Annotated in this window: 10 protein-coding genes, 1 tRNA gene and 9 pseudogenes; 11 read left to right on the top strand and 9 right to left on the bottom strand. The window is 56.5% G+C overall.

The features are described 5' to 3' along the window. The first annotated feature begins 564 nt into the window (after positions 1-564). The 3 genes and pseudogenes from JCM13583_RS04295 to JCM13583_RS04285 all read left to right on the top strand — a co-directional run bounded on the left by JCM13583_RS04295 (position 565) and on the right by JCM13583_RS04285 (position 2,731). Positions 565-1,097 (top strand): annotated as a pseudogene (locus JCM13583_RS04295) (DUF2250 domain-containing protein). Between the two features lie 17 nt (positions 1,098-1,114). Beyond that, positions 1,115-2,153, top strand: a pseudogene (locus tag JCM13583_RS04290) (phytoene/squalene synthase family protein). Further along, on the top strand, positions 2,141-2,731 hold the full coding sequence (locus JCM13583_RS04285; RefSeq protein ID WP_075056820.1) for a lycopene cyclase domain-containing protein: 591 nt from the start codon (positions 2,141-2,143) through the stop codon (positions 2,729-2,731). The pseudogene JCM13583_RS04290 and the gene JCM13583_RS04285 overlap by 13 nt, the downstream one beginning before the upstream one ends. A 60-nt stretch (positions 2,732-2,791) precedes the next feature. On the opposite strand, the gene JCM13583_RS04280 is transcribed toward JCM13583_RS04285, so the two are convergent. From JCM13583_RS04280 to JCM13583_RS04265, 4 genes and pseudogenes are all read right to left on the bottom strand, one after another. After that, positions 2,792-3,193: an FAD-dependent oxidoreductase gene (locus JCM13583_RS04280; protein ID WP_075056819.1), complete on the bottom strand. Its 402-nt coding sequence runs from the start codon at positions 3,191-3,193 to the stop codon at positions 2,792-2,794. 28 nt (positions 3,194-3,221) lie between these two features. Continuing rightward, positions 3,222-3,971, bottom strand: coding sequence for an NAD(P)/FAD-dependent oxidoreductase (locus JCM13583_RS04275; protein ID WP_075056818.1), 750 nt, complete (start codon positions 3,969-3,971; stop codon positions 3,222-3,224). A gap of 151 nt (positions 3,972-4,122) precedes the next feature. Next, positions 4,123-4,332, bottom strand: a complete 210-nt coding sequence (locus JCM13583_RS04270) for an FAD-dependent oxidoreductase (protein ID WP_075056817.1) — start codon at positions 4,330-4,332, stop codon at positions 4,123-4,125. Then, a pseudogene (locus JCM13583_RS04265) lies at positions 4,329-4,812 on the bottom strand (porin). The gene JCM13583_RS04270 and the pseudogene JCM13583_RS04265 overlap by 4 nt, the downstream one beginning before the upstream one ends. Before the next feature lie 479 nt (positions 4,813-5,291). Between JCM13583_RS04265 and JCM13583_RS04260 the strand changes: the two are divergent. The 3 genes and pseudogenes from JCM13583_RS04260 (at position 5,292) to JCM13583_RS04250 (ending at position 9,001) form a co-directional block, all read left to right on the top strand. Further along, positions 5,292-6,720 (top strand): annotated as a pseudogene (locus JCM13583_RS04260) (APC family permease). 882 nt (positions 6,721-7,602) lie between these two features. Further along, positions 7,603-8,451 carry an APC family permease gene (locus JCM13583_RS04255; protein ID WP_075056816.1) on the top strand — a complete coding sequence of 283 codons (849 nt, stop codon included), beginning with the start codon at positions 7,603-7,605 and terminating at the stop codon, positions 8,449-8,451. Then, entirely contained in the window at positions 8,420-9,001 is a 582-nt protein-coding gene (locus tag JCM13583_RS04250) for an APC family permease (protein ID WP_075056815.1), read from the top strand. The genes JCM13583_RS04255 and JCM13583_RS04250 overlap by 32 nt, the downstream gene beginning before the upstream one ends. A gap of 497 nt (positions 9,002-9,498) precedes the next feature. On the opposite strand, the gene JCM13583_RS04245 is transcribed toward JCM13583_RS04250, so the two are convergent. Continuing rightward, positions 9,499-9,572 (bottom strand) — tRNA-Arg (locus tag JCM13583_RS04245). Between the two features lie 78 nt (positions 9,573-9,650). Here JCM13583_RS04245 and JCM13583_RS04240 point away from each other — a divergent pair. The 4 genes and pseudogenes from JCM13583_RS04240 to JCM13583_RS12115 all read left to right on the top strand — a co-directional run bounded on the left by JCM13583_RS04240 (position 9,651) and on the right by JCM13583_RS12115 (position 12,909). Further along, positions 9,651-12,035, top strand: a pseudogene (locus tag JCM13583_RS04240) (glucan 1,4-alpha-glucosidase). Next, on the top strand, positions 12,025-12,210 hold the full coding sequence (locus JCM13583_RS04235; RefSeq protein WP_075056814.1) for a hypothetical protein: 186 nt from the start codon (positions 12,025-12,027) through the stop codon (positions 12,208-12,210). The pseudogene JCM13583_RS04240 and the gene JCM13583_RS04235 overlap by 11 nt, the downstream one beginning before the upstream one ends. A 114-nt stretch (positions 12,211-12,324) precedes the next feature. Further along, positions 12,325-12,709, top strand: a pseudogene (locus JCM13583_RS04230) (acetate uptake transporter). Then, complete coding sequence (locus JCM13583_RS12115; protein WP_162509374.1) at positions 12,700-12,909, top strand: GPR1/FUN34/YaaH family transporter; 210 nt, start codon at positions 12,700-12,702, stop codon at positions 12,907-12,909. The pseudogene JCM13583_RS04230 and the gene JCM13583_RS12115 overlap by 10 nt, the downstream one beginning before the upstream one ends. Positions 12,910-12,931: 22 nt before the next feature. Here the strand turns inward: JCM13583_RS12115 and JCM13583_RS04225 are convergent. The 4 genes and pseudogenes from JCM13583_RS04225 to JCM13583_RS04210 all read right to left on the bottom strand — a co-directional run bounded on the left by JCM13583_RS04225 (position 12,932) and on the right by JCM13583_RS04210 (position 15,472). After that, a pseudogene (locus JCM13583_RS04225) lies at positions 12,932-13,754 on the bottom strand (SDR family oxidoreductase). Positions 13,755-13,776: 22 nt separating this feature from the next. Continuing rightward, complete coding sequence (locus tag JCM13583_RS04220) at positions 13,777-13,992, bottom strand: hypothetical protein (protein WP_075056813.1); 216 nt, start codon at positions 13,990-13,992, stop codon at positions 13,777-13,779. Between the two features lie 14 nt (positions 13,993-14,006). Next, positions 14,007-14,204: a hypothetical protein gene (locus JCM13583_RS04215; RefSeq protein WP_162509373.1), complete on the bottom strand. Its 198-nt coding sequence runs from the start codon at positions 14,202-14,204 to the stop codon at positions 14,007-14,009. A gap of 53 nt (positions 14,205-14,257) precedes the next feature. Then, positions 14,258-15,472 (bottom strand): annotated as a pseudogene (locus JCM13583_RS04210) (M20 family metallo-hydrolase). 388 nt (positions 15,473-15,860) lie between these two features. Between JCM13583_RS04210 and JCM13583_RS04205 the strand changes: the two are divergent. Continuing rightward, a pseudogene (locus JCM13583_RS04205) lies at positions 15,861-17,280 on the top strand (proline--tRNA ligase). Position 17,281 lies beyond the last annotated feature (1 nt).

Raw genomic sequence — 17,281 nt, 5'->3', positions numbered from 1 at the left:
GGTCTCAGCCCAGTCTGGCAGACCGCTGGATGCACCTCCCCCCCAGAACCGGTGGGTGTATTTCAGCAGTGCCTGTGCCATAGGACCATCTCAGTTCCAGGCACAATGAGGGGGGGGTTGGGGGGGAAGCCCGCCACTCGGGCGGTTAACAGTGGGGGGGCCGCACTATTCCATGAAGGAAACAGGCAGCACGCCATCCACGTGTGGTGTGTGTCAGCAGGTAGTTAGCTTTTGCCGGTAACGGACCGCGTAGCAACTGAGTTGAGCCGGGCAGGGCACCCTGGCACCCGCGCCACGCATCCAAGACTGCAGTCCTGTTCCTAGCATTGGTGTATTTGGCCAAACGTACCATCGCATCGTCACGAGTCTGCACTGTGTTGGCATCCTCTTACAAGGCCAGTCTTTTTGAGCCGTGCACCCATACACGTGCACACACGGAATTTCCCGTTTGGGGGGGAGAAAATGCTGAATCTGTCTTGTGGTTGCTTCTCCTCCGACCGTATTCCCCCCCATCAGTGGCACCCGGCAGTACCTTTTATACCTCATTGTTTCATCGCATCCTTAATGGCAGAGGCCCATGACTATGGTGCAGAGGTAGCCGAACTCCTCAACGATTACGAGATACTCCGTGTCCTGAGGCACTTTCAGGTCGCACGCGTTGACTATGCGAAGAATGTAACACGGTACACAGAGATCCCGCAGGAGAGGGTCAGGCGACACATCGAGAGGCTCAGGGAGATGGGCCTGCTCGACATATACAGGAACACGTCGATAAAGAGGACGGAGGCCAAGCTCAAGAAGAGTGCAGAGGTGCACAAGCACCACACCTACTTCATGATAAACAGGAAGGGGGGGAGCTCGCCCTGAAATCCATAACCCCCCCGAAGGCATACGCCATGCACCTCAGCCCGGAGGAACTGGCCTTGCTGTGCAGGAGGGAGGACCGGGTGGTCAGTGCAGGGGGGGCAACGGGCCACCTCGTCTCCATGGGTCTCGTGGACAGGGAACTGGGCCTGACAGACCTCGGTACGCAGGTGCTGGACGCTGCCAGGCGCATGCACCTTGTCCGGTGTGAGGGACAGCGCACCCAGTTATAACATGGCCAGACGGCCTGATGGCGCCCTTCTTCTGTGACGGGGTCAGCCGCTGGCCAGCCCTCCGAAATGTAAAGGAATACTTTACACCATTTTATAAAAAACATGGTATAGCTAACTGCGTGGAGACATCCAGGACCGAGGAGAACCACTTCGCAGTCGGGAACGGTGGCCCGTGGGCCAGTGGCACCTGTAGGGCCACAGGGCATGATGCATTGGACGCCCACTTCACGGAAATCTTCAGGAGCGGGAGCACAACATACTTCAATTCAAGCCTATTCTTCCCCCGGGCCCATCAGGAGGGACGTGTCAACCTGTACGCCTTCGTGCGCACAGCGGACAACTTTGTTGACACCGTGCCCCCAGAGGAGGGAGGCATTCTACCAGTTCCGCAGCGAGTTTGAGAGGTGCCTGAGGACGGGGGGGAGCAGCAGCAACGGAATAGTGGAAGGTTTCGTATCCCTGATGGAGAGGAAGGGCATAGGGGGGGACGAGTACGTGCGGGCCTTCTTCCGGTCAATGGAAATGGACATGACCAGGACTAGTTACCGCACGATAGACGACCTCCTTGAGTACATCTACGGCTCTGCGGAGGTCGTCGGCATCATGATGCACAGGGTCCTCGGCCTCCCTGTGGAGGCTGAGCCGTTTGCCGCGATGCTTGGCCGGGCCATGCAGTACCTGAACTTCATCAGGGACGTGGATGAGGACAACTCACTGGGCAGGACCTACCTGCCGGTGGAGGAGATGCAGTCGTTCGGCCTGTCGGACCTCCTTGAGGAGACAGCCTGCCACAAGAGGGAGTCCTTCTCCAGGTTCATGAGGTTCCAGCTTGACAGGTTCTTCCGGTGGGACAGGATGGCGAGGATTGGATTCCGCTACATCCCCTTCAGGTCCCTCATCGCGGTGAAGACCGCGGAGGATATGTACGTGTGGACTGGAAGGAAGATCTACGCGCAGCCCATGGTCGTGTTCGAGAGGAAGGTGAAGCCACGCAGGAGGCGCATCTTCCTGAAGGTTGTGATGAACGCTGTGGGAACAGCAGTATGGAGATACTGAGTGGCCACATGGCCTATGCGGAGATACTCCTGGCAATATTCGTCCCTGTAGCCGCCATATCCTTCCTCACGCCATTTTCCAGGGTGAGGCGGTACAGGCCCCTAATCGTGTCGATCGCCGCTGTCGCACCCGTTTACATCCTCTGGGACGAGCTGGCTGTGGTCTTCGGAACATGGAAGTTCGACCCGGCACACGTCCTCGGTATATACTTCTTCTACATCCCGGTGGAGGAGGTTGCCTTCTTCCTGGTGGTGCCCTTCAGCACACTCCTGATATTCGAGGCCCTCGATAATTACGTGAAGGGCACACTGCCATGCAGGGGGGGAACGGTGGCAGCAGCATCCATATCCATCGTCCTCTTAGTTATCCTCGGAGTCTTGAACACCTCCAGGAGCTACACGTCTGTTGCTTCCTTCTTCTCAGCAGGCTCCCTTGCCCTGGGCTTGATAGTTGACAGACGGCTGCTTGTTAAGAAGTCCCTCTGGGCCTTCCTTGTGGTCTCCTACATACCCTTCGTGTTCTTCGACCACCTGATGGTCACTGCCCCCATATTCACTTACGGTAGGGGGGGGCGATAACCGGCATAAGGGTGGCAGGCATCCCGGTGGAGGAGTTCGAGTATGTCTTCTCGCTGCTCCTCAACTACGCAGTTGCCTACGACGTCTCCGCAAGGTTCCTGTCCTCAAGGCGGGCTTCTGAGGCCAGTAGCTGGACCCGCTAATGAGTGATCCAAGCACCTGTGCCGATATGAGCGTCATGGGCACTCCGATGCCAGGATGCGTGTACTGGCCAGCGTAGAACATGTTCCTGAGCTTCCTGCTCCTCATGGCTGGCCTCAGCCCCGCTGTCTGACCCAGGGTCTGTGAGAGGCCGAATGCGGAGCCAAGGAACGCATTGTAGTCTTTCTCGAAGTCCCTCCTGCAGTACGTTTTCATATACACGATCCTTTGCCTTATCCCTTCCCCGGTGATCTCCTCCAGCCTCTCCAGTGCCCTCTGGACGGTGCGCTCCCTGTTCGTATCCGACTCCTGAAAGTTCACCGAAACAGGTATGAGGAGGAATAGGTTCTCACAGCCCTGGGGGGGCCACAGAAGGGTCAGACTTCGAACGGGCGCTGGCGTAGAAGGCGAAGTCCTCCGGGATCCCAGAGGACCTCTTCCTGATCGACTGGAAGTGCTCTTCCCAGTCGCCCTTTATCACGATTGTGTGGTGGTTCAGTCCCAGTTTTCCTGAGAGGCCTATGTAGGCAATGAGCGCAGAGGGCGAAACATCCCTTGAGGCCCAGTAGGCATCACTGTAGCTCCTGAGGCCGGGTTCAAGGAGGTCCTGTTCCACGTGGTGGTAATCCGCGTTGAAGACGAACAGATCTCCCCCCCAGTATGTCTCGTGATCCCCCCCTTCAACCGCTGTGACACGGCTGCCGGAGGCTCTTATGCCCACTATCTCCTCGCCGGTCACGAACTTCACGCCGAGCCTTTGCCCGGCCTTCGCCAGTGCGCCTACCACGGACGCGAAGCCGCCCTCGGGGGGGTAGAAAACGCCATCGCCGAATATGGATGCGTTCACCATCGAGTAAACAGCGGGTATGCTGGACGGGTCCCCGCCCAGGAACACCGATGAGAAGCCTGTCAGGTAGAGCATCTCCCTGCTGCTGAAGTATGAGGAGTTCATCTCCTGCATGCTGGAGAAGAGCCTCATGCCCAGGGCTGCCCTTAGGACTGAGGGAGACAGCATGCTCCTCATCCCGCTGTAAGGCCTGTAAAGTAGGGAGGACATAGTCTTCCTGTAGATCTCCGAGCATTCCCTAAGGTAACGCATGAACTTGGAGTAACCACCCTCCTCAAGCGAGTCAAGGGTTGCCCTGTTCGCCCCCCGGCATCCGGTTTGACCTTTATCCTGGCGCTGTCAGTCACGACCTCAAACGACGGATCCAGCTTCCTCAGTCCGTAGAAGTCCTCCCTCCTGAAACCTATGGCCTGGAAGAACCTGTCAAATACCTCGGGCATGAGGTACCAGGATGGCCCCCCCATGTCGAAGGTGAAGCCCTTTTCGGAGACGCCCTGGCCCTGCCGCCCAGGGCAAAGTTCTTCTCCACGACCGTAACCTGGAAGCCCATCCTTGCAAGCACTGCCGCCGATGCCAGGCCACCGAAGCCGCCACCGACAACGACGGCCCTCATTTCTGCCCATCACCCTTCTTCCACGGTACCTCGTCAATGCCAGGTATGTAGAACAGAAAGCCCCAGTTCCTACCCCTGTTCCTGCCGTCGTTGACGTGGTGGAGCTCGTGCACCGCTATGAGGTTCTGCACGTACCTGGAGTGCCTCCTGTTCCGCAGGTGGAGGTAATAGTTGTGTATTATCATGTCATGGACTATCAGGTACGCCAGGCCGTACATGGCCATGCCGAAACCCACCGATGCGAAGGCCGCATTCCCGGTCCTCAGGGTCAGGACGAAGAGCGACACTGCAATGGCTGCGAAGAACAGCGCGAAGAAATTGTTCCTCTGGAACCTGTGCCCCCATTTCTATATGGTGGTCCATGTGTAGGGGCCAGAGGATGCCATGCATGACGTACTTGTGCATGAGCCTGGCTATGGCCTCCATGCCGAGGAAACCGGCCAGGGAGGCAGGCACATCCACAAAGTAGTTGATTATCATTCAGGCTTCACTTTCTGAACCATGTGGTCTCTCGTTATAAGGCTTGATTAAAAGGTTTTTGAGAAAGTGTCACTGCATCCCGGCCCGGAGAGGGCAAACACAGCTGGCCAAGACTCCCCCCCGGCAATGGCAACAGTTCCGCGAAACCGCAGTACTGTAACCTCGGAGACCACAGGCCCACGGCATCCCAGTGCATGGGCCACGCTGCCCTCACAACGGAATGAAAGGCCTAACCCTTTCACGGTTCAAGGCCAGAGGCGTGCCTCCCCCCCTCAGAGGCGGATGCCATCATAACCTTTGGTGAGACCGGTGCTGGAGTGGAGATCGGGAACAGTCCCTGGCCACGCATTTATGAGTCCGATTAATTTATTGAATAAAATATAACTCATTAAACATATCATTGAAGACTTTTTCATGATATCCGTGTTTCTCTGGCCTATACGAAATTTTTATAAGCCAGACGTTATGACTGCTAGACTATGACTGACACTAACCATCGGACAGGTTCGGGACTGAAGAGGGACGCGCTCTCGATCAGGGAGGTAATATTCCAGGGAGTTGCGGCCTCGGCCCCCCCTGCGGGTGCTGCGGTGGCCACGATGACAGGAGCGGCAGCCTTCGCACTGGGGGGGTCTCTGCCCCTGACAGCCGTGCTCGCCCTGGTCATTGTGGGCCTGAACGCCTACATAATCAACAGGCTCTCCACCCACGTGGCAGGCGCTGGCGGTTATTACGAATACGTCAAGCTGGGCTTCGGGAAGCACGTGAGCGCATACACCGGGTGGTCGTACCAGTTCTACCAGGTCACGTCGCTGGCATTCATCGGACTGAGCATATCCGTATTCGTGCCAGCGCTTTTGAGCAACGTGTTCAACATCAACCTTTCCGGGTACCTCTGGCTGCCGCTCCTTGCCGGTACGATTGCGTTCGGCTACATAGTCTCCGTGCTGGGCGTCAAGGGCTCGTTAAGGTATGCTTCAGTGATGGCCAGCATGGAGATCGCTGTGGTGATCTTCATAGGCCTCTGGCTCATAATATCCAGGCCTGGCATAAACACGGTGAGCGTGTTCAGCCCATCGCACGCTGCGGGCGGCCTCTCCGGCGTCCTACTCGGCGTCCTCTTCATGTACACTGCATTCTCCGGCTTCGGCACGTCAACCCCCCCGCTCGGTGAGGAGACCAGGGACGCCAGGAGGACGATAGCGAGAGGCATTGTCCTGACGATCATAATACTTGGCGTCTTCTTCGTCTTCGCCGCCTACGCCTTCACGGTTGCCTGGGGCATCAACGACATGGCCTCGTATGCCAATGCCCTTGTCCCCCCCGGGATATCCCTGGCCTACTCCAGGATAGGCATATGGGCCGCCATCCTCATCACGGTCTTCTACATCAACAGCATACTGACAGACCAGGTGACTTTTACGAACAGCTCCTCCCCGTGTGCTCTATGCCATGACCAGGGACGGCTTCTTCCCCCCCGAGCAGGTATCGAGGGTGCACAGCAGGTACCAGACTCCACACGTTGCGGCAGGCGTTATGGCCATAGCGAGCTTCCTGATTGCCGCCATATCGACTGTCCTCATGGGAGGCTTCAATGCGTTCCTGTTCACGGGCGTTGCCGGCACCCTCGGATCGATCCTTGTGCACATAATGGCAAACGCATCTCTACCGAAGATACTCAGGGACAGGGAGAAGAGGATCGGTTACGTGAACATGGCAGTGACCGCGGTGGCGATAGGCTTCCTGGCCTTCATATTCTATGGATCGTTCATATCCATAAGCATCCCTGTGCTCGTTGCTGCGTACTCGTTCGTTGCATGGATGGTTGCCGGCCTCATTTACATAGAGCTGAGGACCAGGCAATCTAGGACGCGTGCACCGTTGGAAACGGCAGCTGGCAAGAGGTAAATCTATGTCTCTAAATTCTCGTCCAGGAGAAAAATGTTCGTGAATGGCTGGATATGATGATACTATTAATTCACCCTTTCAACTTGGCCATTTAACTTAAAAGAATATTAGTCTGGTGTTGAGTCAAATTGGGGCCTTTTGACAGCTTAAATCTACCTCTCTAATTTAAGACCTCTTTTTTTAGTTTAAACTGATGATTGCATATTATTTTAGGGAGTATCACTTTTCCAAAACAGCTCAAGGTTCTCCTGAGATCACTAATGGAGTCAGGCGCGATTATAATGCTGTGGATTTCTATGAAAGCGAGTTTTTTACAACCTCATTCTAACATCAAGTATTAACTACATGGGTGTGCGTGGAACGATGGATCGCTGATCGCCATAATATAAGACACCTCTATCTCACTTGATAACAGAGAATCTTGCCCAGCTCAAAGTAAATTAAATAAGGAACACTTTTTGTCGGAGAATTTGAGGTATTTATGGGCAAGGTGATCCAGGGCCCATATTTAACATCGTCCAGGCATTTAAGACCTATTTCTTGACACTTTTTAGATTTAATGTCTGATGTTAACCGTTAGGCTTGCAAAGCATACCCGTTGCATCAGTAAAATCAAACTTCCTATCGATAAGATTCAATATCTTTTTCAGACCCCCTGAGAAGACTTGAAAAACCCTATATGGTTAGAATTAACTCATGCACCTATTTGCTTTGGTTTGCGGAGAAACTTTTGAAGATCGGGCGTCCGATTTAATAATGTCCGGATATATTTCAACTCATACCCTATTTATCTAGCAGAAATTCGCCCTTCATTTTTATAGAGTTCCCAATGAGTGGCTAAAAAAATGCAAGAATTATTATAGACATAGAACATTTTGCAGCGTGGCGGCTTCTCAAGAAAACATAAGCAACAGGCTCAAGAAGGATCAGCTAGGTCTCTGGCACGGAATATTTCAGAGCTTCAGCCATGTGGCACCTGCAGCTGAGGTGGCGATCCTCATTACAGGTACCGCGCTGGTGGCTGAAGGATCTACTCCATTGGTGTTTCTTTTGGCCCCCCCTCTGATAGTCTTGCTCTGGCTCAATACCAACTACCAGTTCAGTAAGAAGGTGGCAAGTGCTGGAGGTTATTCTGCATTCGCAAGGGCAGGACTGGGGAAGGTTACAGGTGATATGACTGGGTGGTTGTTCTTTTTTAACGAATTTCTCACTTATACAGGATTTGCACTTCTGTCATTCGCAGCTTTCGTGTATCTGCTCACTCCCTCAATCACCAGCGTAACTTATATCTGGATACCGATAACACTCATTCCATTGCTATTCAGCACAGTTTTCGTCTACAGAGGTGTTAGGTTGTCACTTAACTATGCAGCTTACACGGGCTTCATTGAGACTGCTGTGCTCACAATCTCGGCAGTGATCATAATTTTTAGGCTTGGTCACGCCAACACCCTGTCAGTATTCACTGCTAGTCCCGTGCACAATGATCTTTCACTGATTGGTCTTGGTCTGCTCTTTGGTCTCTACTCCTACGGTGGCACTGGCTCCGTTGTTGCATTGGGTGAGGAGACTAAACAGCCTAACACTACTATCAGAAAAGCAATCATATATGGATGGCTACTAGTTGTAATCCCCCCCCTAGCACTAAATGCTTACGCCTTAACCGTTGGGTGGGGGGGTCTTAACAACATATCTTCATTTGGAAATTCACCTGATCCGGGGGGTAATTGAATACTTCAAATACCTTGGCCCATTCGGCGGATGGATATTCGTTGCTGTAGTTCTGAACAGCTTCTTCGACTTCGGTATAGCAATAAATAATTCTCTGACACGCATGCTCTACTACCTTTCAAGGGACAGCAACATCCTTCCAAAAGTCATAAGTAGGGTTCATCCGAAGTACGGCACTCCCTATGTGGCTATCTTAGCGGTGGCAGTTCTATCTTTTATCATATCTGTTGTGTCTGGCCTCATATTTGGTCCGTTTGTCGGTGCCCTAGTTATTGAAGGCGCAGCATCAATCGCATTCATGCTACAACATGCGCTTGCAACTCTGAGTCTGCCGTTCTTCTCCAGAAAGGAAAGAATGATGAACATAACAATGCATGTTATAATCCCAGCTCTAGCTCTGGGATTCATTGGCTTCGCAATATTCAGTACAATATATCCGGTGCCTGCATATCCCTTGAACCTACCGGCGTACATGGTAGTTGCTTGGATCATCATTGGACTGGCAGTTGTTTACAGCCTTTCCAAGAAGAACAAGAGCATCTCTTTGTGATGAGTTGGAATCGATTAAATCAATTTTTAAAAATTTATCTCCAGGGATTAGACAACAGGCTTATAGTTGAAGTAGGTTCAGTTGGGCCCTAGTCATGAGAGGCATCTTGAATTGTTCGCCGCGAAGAATTGTGTGGAAAAAGTTAAACCTCTGTCAAATAGAAAGGCTTCACCAGTGCAGAATGGACAGTACATAGGTATCAATTGTGTTAACAGGGTTACCGGTTGATTATCTACTTGGACCTTTAATATGGAAGAAATTTCATCTCCCATCTATGGGAGTTTTTGGGCAAACCTAGAAACGAGGTGCCGATAAATGAGGGTAGTGCAAATTTACAGAAGGAACCCAAATAAGATACATAATGGAATTTAGTATTTACACTATATACTCCATGTACGTAGATTCTTGAAGTATGGTTCGATTCTATGCTCCTGAGTTTGGAGAGCGACCGGAACTGAAAAAATGTAGCTCTTGATATGGTAACGAACTTAGCTCAACGCCCGAGCCGGGATTCGAACCCGAATCTGAGGCTCCGCAGGCCTCCAGGATATCCAAGTTACCCCACTCGGGCCCGGTAACCACATAACTGGTGTGTATATTTCATTTCCCATAGCAAGGCGTTTCACAAACGTTAATTGCACCTTCCTCAATGCACGTCCATGGAAGCCCCGGGATGGCCAGGCATGTACCTCGGTGGACCTCCAGCGCCAAGGACGCTGTGGGCACATCGATGTCCGAACTGAGCAGGGTCTGGTTCACAATATCGCATGGAATAGTGAACGAGGTGTATTACCCAAGGGTGGACATAGCGAACACCAGGGACCTGCAGTTCCTGGTGGCCGGCCCTTCGTACTTCTCCGAGGAGAGGAAGGATACCGAGCACAGCATAGAGATGGTGGAGGACGGCATCCCGGTATTCTCCATAAGGAACACCGCGAAGGATTCGTCGTACGTCATAGAGAAGACCGTCATGGCGGACCCGGAGGTCGATGTGCTCCTCCAGCACGTCAGGTTCGAGCCCAGGGACAAGGGCCTCACGCCGTACGTGCTCCTGGCACCGCACATCATGAACGGCGGCTACGGCAACACAGCATGGGTCTCGGAGTACAAGGGCATACCGGCGCTCTTCGCCCAGAAGGGCCCAATATCCATGGCGCTGCTCTCGTCCACGGGCTTCACCGACATGTCCGTGGGCTTCGTCGGCATCTCTGACCCCTGGCAGGACATAAGCAGGAACCACTCGATCACATGGAAGTACACGGAGGCGCACAACGGCAACGTGGCCATGGGCGCTTCACTTGGCAGCTCGAGGGAGTTCGTGCTTGCCCTGGGCTTCGGCGAGACCCCGTCGGAGGCGGCGTTGAAGGCAAGGAACTCACTGCAGAGGGGGGGTTTCCAGAGATCCATGGAGCAGTGCATACGGGACTGGAGGAGGTACTATGAGGGCAAGGACATCCCGCATGTGAGGCTAGGTAGGATAAGCGCATCGGTGCTGAGGGTGCATGAAGCGAAGTCGCAGTTCAGGGGCGCCATAATAGCGTCCCTCTCGATCCCTTGGGGCAACTCCAAGTCCGACGATGACATGGGTGGATACCACCTGGTGTGGCCCAGGGACATGGTGGAGGCAGCCATGGCCCTGCACTACATCGGCGACGACGAGGGCGCTGTCAAGGCCCTGGAGTTTTTGAGGTCCACACAGGAACCTGACGGCCACTGGTACCAGAACCTCTGGCTCGACGGCTCGGGCTACTGGTCAGGGGTGCAGATGGACGAGACCGCCTTCCCCCCCATCCTCCTGGCTGACCTGCTCAGGCGCTCGCGAAGATACGGCCTGCGGACTACTGGGACATGGTGAGGAGGGCCTGCTCCTTCATAGTCACCTACGGCCCGGTGACGCAGCAGGACAGGTGGGAGGAGAATGGCGGCTATTCTCCATTCACCCTCGCCGTGGAGGTCGCTGCCCTCATAGCGGGATCGGAGTTCGCGGAGGAGCTCGGAAAGACTGAGGAGGCACAGTACATGAGGGACGTGGCCGACTTCTTCAACTCGAACATAGAGCGCTGGACATACGTGTCCGGCACCGATCTGGCGAGAGAGGTGGGCGTCAGCGGTTACTATGTCCGGATAAGCCCGCCAGATACGGGCCAGGTCTTCGCTCCCTCCGCCATCAAGGGCTACGTCCCGGTGAAGAACAGGCCCCCCCCGGCTCTTCCGAGATACCTGCGGAGGAGATAGTGAGCACAGATGCCCTCGCGCTGGTCCGCTTCGGCCTCAGGTCTCCCGCGGACCAGAGGGTTGTGGATACTGTGAAGGTCATAGACCGCCTGCTCCGCACGGAAACGAGAACGGGCCCTGTATGGCACAGGTACAACCATGACGGGTATGGGGGGGAGCACGATGACGGCTCGCCCTTCGACGGCACGGGCACCGGCAGGGGGGGCTGGCCGCTCCTCGCAGGCGAGAGAGGGCACTACGAGCTCGCTTCAGGCAACGCGAGAGAGGCAATGGCACTCCTCCAGACAATGGAGGCGCAGGCCAGTCCCGGGGGGGGCATGATACCGGAGCAGGTCTGGGACTCGGACGACATACCGCAGCGTGGCCTCTACAACGGCAAGCCGTCTGGCTCCGCCATGCCACTGGCCTGGGCACACGCGGAATACCTGAAGCTGGCCCTCTCCATAGAGAGGGGGGCAGGGTCATGGACATGCCCCCTCTCAACGTACAGGCGCTACGTGAGGGACAGGGTGCAGGCCAGGCTGCACATCTGGACATTCTACAACCGCTCCACCTGGATGCCCAGGGGTAAGGTGCTGAGGGTGCAGTGCCAGTACCCGTTCGTGCTGCACTCCGGCCACGACGGCTGGAAGGATGCTGGGGGGACATCGAAAGCAGGCAGAACCCCCTGGGCGTGCACTACGTCGACATCGAGCCAGGCGACTGGAAGAGCGTGGAGTTCACATTCTTCTGGCCAGCCGCAGGGAAGTGGGAGGGGGGGCAGGACTTCGCCCTGGAGGTGAGGGACGGTGGGCTTTGACTGCAGCGACATCCCGAGGATCGTGGTCTACCTTCGCTCTGGTGGAAAGGTTGAACTCTCCCATGAGGAGTCCGTGGAGCTCTGCAGGGAGATGCAGGAGACCGGCGATACCCTCGAATCGATCTACGAGAGGAGGACAGGCATGAAGGTGAAGGCGCTACGCCTCATGGACTGAGTGGATATGAATACCTAGGTGGATTTCAAAACAGCTATTCAAAAGTATAACTTATGGAATATTTTATATACAGCCGACAGCCTGATCATGCAGGTGGTCTGACTGACAGACAGCATGGAAAACCCGTTCTCAAAGGCGCTGAGCGCTGATCCCGCCCCGCTGGGCCTGGCGGCCTTTGCGTTCACCACCTTCCTCCTTAGCTTTGTGAACGCGGGCCTAATACCGGCCAGCGGCGCGAACGTCGTTGTGCACTGGCCGCTGCCTACGGCGGCCTGGGACAGCTGATCGCTGGATCCTGGGAGATGAGGAGGGGGGGAACACCTTCGGCTTCACAGCCTTCACCAGCTACGGCGCGTTCTGGGAGTTCTACGCACTCCTCCAGATCCTGGCTGACCTGAAGGTCCTGACAGTCCTCCCCCCCTCGGTTGCGGTTGGCTGGTCGCTGATACTCTGGGGGCATACTCACCCTGTACCTCTGGGGGAGGCGCCATGTTGCTGAACCTGGCCCTGAACCTGGTCTTCCTGACCCTCTGGCTTGCCTTCGTGACACTGGGCGCAGGCGCAGTATACTCCAGCACTGCCCTTACCCATGTGGGCGGCTACTTCGGCATCCTCGCAGCGACATTCGCCGCATACACGAGCTTCGCCATAGTCATGAACTCCATCAGCCTGGCATGCTGCCGCTGGGGCCGGGCATAATGAGGAGGAAGTCCTGAAACCCTCACCTCCTCCCCCCCATCAGCCCGGAGAAGAGGTTGAACTGCCCGGCGTTGCTGACCCACTCTCCCCCGTCGGCCGTTATGCAGGCCCCGTTGATGTAGGATGCCATGTCCGAGGCGAGGAAGAGGCACACCTGCGCTATCTCCTCCGGCCTCCCGACCCTGCGGAGCGGGTTCCTCTCCTCTATCTTCCTCTCTATCTCGGGTGTTATGCGAGGTGCTCCCACGCGCCCTGGGTCCTGAATGGCCCCCCCGGAGCCACGGCATTGACCCTTATCTTGTGCGGGCCCCCCCATTCGGCTGCGAGCGAGCGCGTCATGGCAAGGACGCCAGCCTTGGCAGCAGCGGAAGGAACAACGAACGCGGAACCGGTCCATGCATAGGTCGTGACGATGTTGATTATGTTCCCGCCACCGGCAGATATCATCCTCCTGCCCGTGTACAGTGACATGTTGAAGGTACCGTTCAGCACTATGTCCACTATGGTCCTGAAGCCCTTGGGCGTTATGTCCACAGTCCTGGCAACGAAGTTCCCGGCAGCGTTGTTGACCAGCACGTCGATCCTCCCCCCCATGCCGGACCAGAAGTGGTCCACCGCCCGCTCCACAGCCTCCGAGTCCCTGACATCGCAGACCATCCACTCCGCCTCTATGCCCATTTCCGTCAGGACCTGTGCCCCCCCTCCCTGAGGTGCTCCTCCTTCCTGCTCACAATGCATATCCTCGCACCCAGCGAGCCAGCCATCTTCCCTATGGTCAGGCCGAGGCCTGTGCCGCCGCCCGTTATCAGGAAGACCTTGTCCCTGAACATGCCCTCCCTGAACATGCCATGCCCAGCGCTAGATGCATTAAAAACTGTTGGACGGGTCGCCCAGTATCAGCAGGTCAGACCTGGCCAGGAGCAGGAATATGCCCCCCCCGAAGAGGCCGCCGAATAGCACAGCGGCGATGCAGAGGAGCACTGAATCGAGGGCGTGTGCCTCCATGTAGCGTGAGGCGATAACCCGGGACCTTATGGCCACGCTGAAAGCAAGGCATATGGAAGTAACGGTGAGGCCGAGCACGATTGCTCCGTACTCTATCTCCCTGACCTCCTCCAGTATGGCAGGGGGGGAAGCGCCTGGTAACCCTTTACGCTCAACTCGATGATCCCAGGGCCGAAGGCCAGGAAGAATATGTCAGCAAGGAGCGAGAGGATGAAGAACGCAATGGCGATATCGGTGTAGAGGACAGCACGCCTCCTGCGTTCCTCCACCTCAGGATAGTGTCCCTCCATCCCTCCGCGGAACTGGAGGGCGGATATAACCCTTTCACCCCCCCGCCCGGGCGTCACCTGCCGTACAGGATCTCCTCTATCACGTCCCTGTCCTGCAGTATGTGGCCTATCACCACATACTCATCTGGCCTGTGCGCCGTGGTCGGGACCTCGGTGCCCCCCCAGACTGCAGCGTCCATGCCCTCCTTCCTGAAGAAGGCTGCACAGGTGCCGCCGCCTATGCCTATGACCGCAGGCTCACCGCCCAGCCTCTTCCTGATCGCCTCCCTCAGGAGCTTGACGACCTCGCTGTTCTCCGGCGTCGGCGGCGGGGGCCTGCTCCTTCTGTATGACCTCGTACGTGACCCTTGCCTTTGACCTGGCCTCGAACTCCTTCACCACGTCGTGCACCGTGTCCAGGACGAAGTCCAGGTCGTACACGGGCAGCACCCTGCAGTCGAAGTAGAAGACCTCTGTGCCCGGTATCGTGTTTATGTTGTCCACGTTCTTCTCATGCTTCGTCGGCTCGAACGTGGACACTGGTGGCTGGAAGAGCGTGTTCGATGCGCTGAACTTCTCGTGCAGCACCCTGTCAAGCTCCGTGATCAGCTTCGAAGCCTCCCTCAGCGCGTTCACGGCGTTGTCCGGCATGCTGGCGTGCCACTGCTTCCCCTTGACGGTGAACTTCAGCCAGAGTATGCTCTTCTCCGCCACCTCGATCTGCAGGCCGCTCTCGCTGCCCGCGTCCGGCACGATTATGATATCGCCCTTCCTGAACACCCCCCCCTGCTTCAGGAGGTGCTGTATCCCGTATGTACTACCGAGTTCCTCGTCAGAGACGAACGCTATGCCCAGCGAGTACCTCATCTCCCCCCCACCCTGGCATGCTGCAGGAGCAGCAGGGAGAGGAAGACTGCGTGGCCGTTGTCGTTCGTGCCACGCCCGTAGATCCTGTCACCCTCCACCGTGGCCGCGAATGGGGGGGTATGTCCAGAGGCCCAGGTCCCCCCCTCCGGCACGGTGTCTATGTGGGCCACCACCCAGAGCGTCCTGGGCCTGTCACCCACCCTGACAACGATGTTGGGCCTCACAGTCCCGGTGTCGTCCTCAACATCATACCTGGTGAAGTTGCTTATGCCCATCTCGGAAAGTATCCTGCAGATCTCGTCGGCCCTCTCCTTTTCCCCCCGCCCGCCACTCTTTGGAGATATCGCCCTGATCGGTATGATCCTCCTTGCCCAGTCAATGATGAGCTGCCTGTCCTGCTGGAGCTGGTCCGCGGATATCATGAGAGTACATCGCTCGTCACTTTAATACTTTGCCGGGGGGGCACCGCACTGCTGGATACCTCTAATTTGCAGTGAGACACTGGGGAGTGGGTAGGTGATGCACCAGTATGCTAGGTAATGGGGGGGGCACAGCGGTGCCCGGGGCCGGACGGGGGGCAGACGGGATGGCGTGCAGACCGGGGCCACAGGTGGACCGGTCCGAAGGTGGTGTTACCGTCTTGCCTGATTAACTTGAGAGACGACCAGGGCCGGTATGGCCCTTCCTGTTTGAACCGTCCCCACGGGAGGCCTGGCACACTGGTTGCCCAGTCTGCATGGAGTGGCACACCTCCACGGAATCCCCAGGGGGGGAGAGTTTAAATTACTGCCTTGATATTTGAGGCCCAGAATGGAGAACAGGAAGTCCAACTTCAGCGAGTGGTACAACGAGATCATAGACCTGGCAGGCCTCAGCGACAAGCGCTACCCCGTGAAGGGCATGAACGTGTGGCTCCCCTACGGCCTGAAGATAATGCAGCACATAGATACGATAATAAGAAGGGCCGTGGACAGCAGGGGGGGCATGCAGGAGGTCAGCTTCCCGCTCCTCATAACCCGTGACCAGCTCAGCGTTGAGTTCGAGCACGTGGCGGGCTTCGAGAACGAGGTCTTCTGGGTTACCAGGGGGGGAGGGAAGCAGCCCCTGGAGGTGGAGATGGCCCTGCGTCCCACCAGCGAGGCCGCCATGTACTCCATGTTCCCGCTCTGGATACGCTCTCACTCCGACCTGCCGCTCCGGATATACCAGATAGTGAACGTATACCGCTACGAGACGAAGCACACACGCTCCTTCATCAGGATAAGGGAGATACACTTCTTCGAGGCCCACACGGCCCACAGGGACTACGAGGACGCGGAGAGGCAGATGCGCGAATACATTGACATATGGAACGAGATAACCGATGCTCTGTGCCTCCCCCCCTACAGGATCGACAGGCGCCCGGACTGGGACAAGTTCCCGGGCGCAATGTACACTCTGGCCTTCGACACGGTCATGCCGGGGGGCAGGACGCTGCAGATCGGCACGATACACCAGTACGGCGAGAACTTCTCCAGGAACTACGGAATAGTGTACGATGATGAGAGGGGGGGCGAGCACCACTACGTCTCCCAGACCACATTCGGCATGAGCGAGCGCCTCCTTGCGGCGGTGATAGGCATACACGGCGATGACCAGGGCCTGATACTGCCGCCTGACATAGCGCCCGTGCAGTTCATAGTGGTACCGATACCTTCCGATAGGGTGGACACGCTCTCATTCGCCAGGGACGTGGCTTCCAGGGCCTCCGCCCTGGGCTACAGGGTAAGGGTGGATGACAGGGACAACTACACCCCCCCAGGGTACAAATACAACGACTGGGAGATGCGCGGCGTGCCTGTGAGGATCGAGATAGGCGAGAGGGAGGTCTCGGAGGGGAAGGTCACCCTGGCTCTCAGGAGCATAAGGGGCAGGAGGTCGTTCCCCCCCTGGGCGAGATGCAGGAGAACCTGAGGAAGGCCCTCGCTGATGTCAAGGAGGAGATCATGAGGCGGGCCAGGGAGCACTTCCTCTCCATGACAGTGGAACTCAACGACATGAAGGAGGCCAGGGGGGGGAAGTCAGGGCTGGTCTCTACCTTCTGGTGCGGCTCCAAGGACTGCGCCGACGCCTGGAAAGGGAGGCCGAGCTCCAGGTCCTCGGGACCGTGGAGAACGAGAAGAAGAGGGGGGGGAGGTGCGTGGTCTGCGGCCAGGACGGCCTCCTCACAACAGTGGGCAGGCCTTACTGAC

The organism is Thermogymnomonas acidicola JCM 13583, assembly GCF_001316105.1.
GTDB lineage: Archaea > Thermoplasmatota > Thermoplasmata > Thermoplasmatales > Thermoplasmataceae > Thermogymnomonas > Thermogymnomonas acidicola.
This window is presented reverse-complemented; position numbering and strand designations above follow the sequence as displayed.

Bases quoted from the DNA above. Each gene is read 5' to 3' on its own strand.
- JCM13583_RS04285 (WP_075056820.1), top strand. From the start codon at position 2,141: ATGGAGATACTGAGTGGCCACATGGCCTATGCGGAGATACTCCTGGCA.
- JCM13583_RS04275 (WP_075056818.1), bottom strand. From the start codon at position 3,971: ATGCGTTACCTTAGGGAATGCTCGGAGATCTACAGGAAGACTATGTCC.
- JCM13583_RS12115 (WP_162509374.1), top strand. From the start codon at position 12,700: ATGTTGCTGAACCTGGCCCTGAACCTGGTCTTCCTGACCCTCTGGCTT.
- JCM13583_RS04270 (WP_075056817.1), bottom strand. From the start codon at position 4,332: ATGAGGGCCGTCGTTGTCGGTGGCGGCTTCGGTGGCCTGGCATCGGCG.
- JCM13583_RS04215 (WP_162509373.1), bottom strand. From the start codon at position 14,204: ATGGAGGGACACTATCCTGAGGTGGAGGAACGCAGGAGGCGTGCTGTC.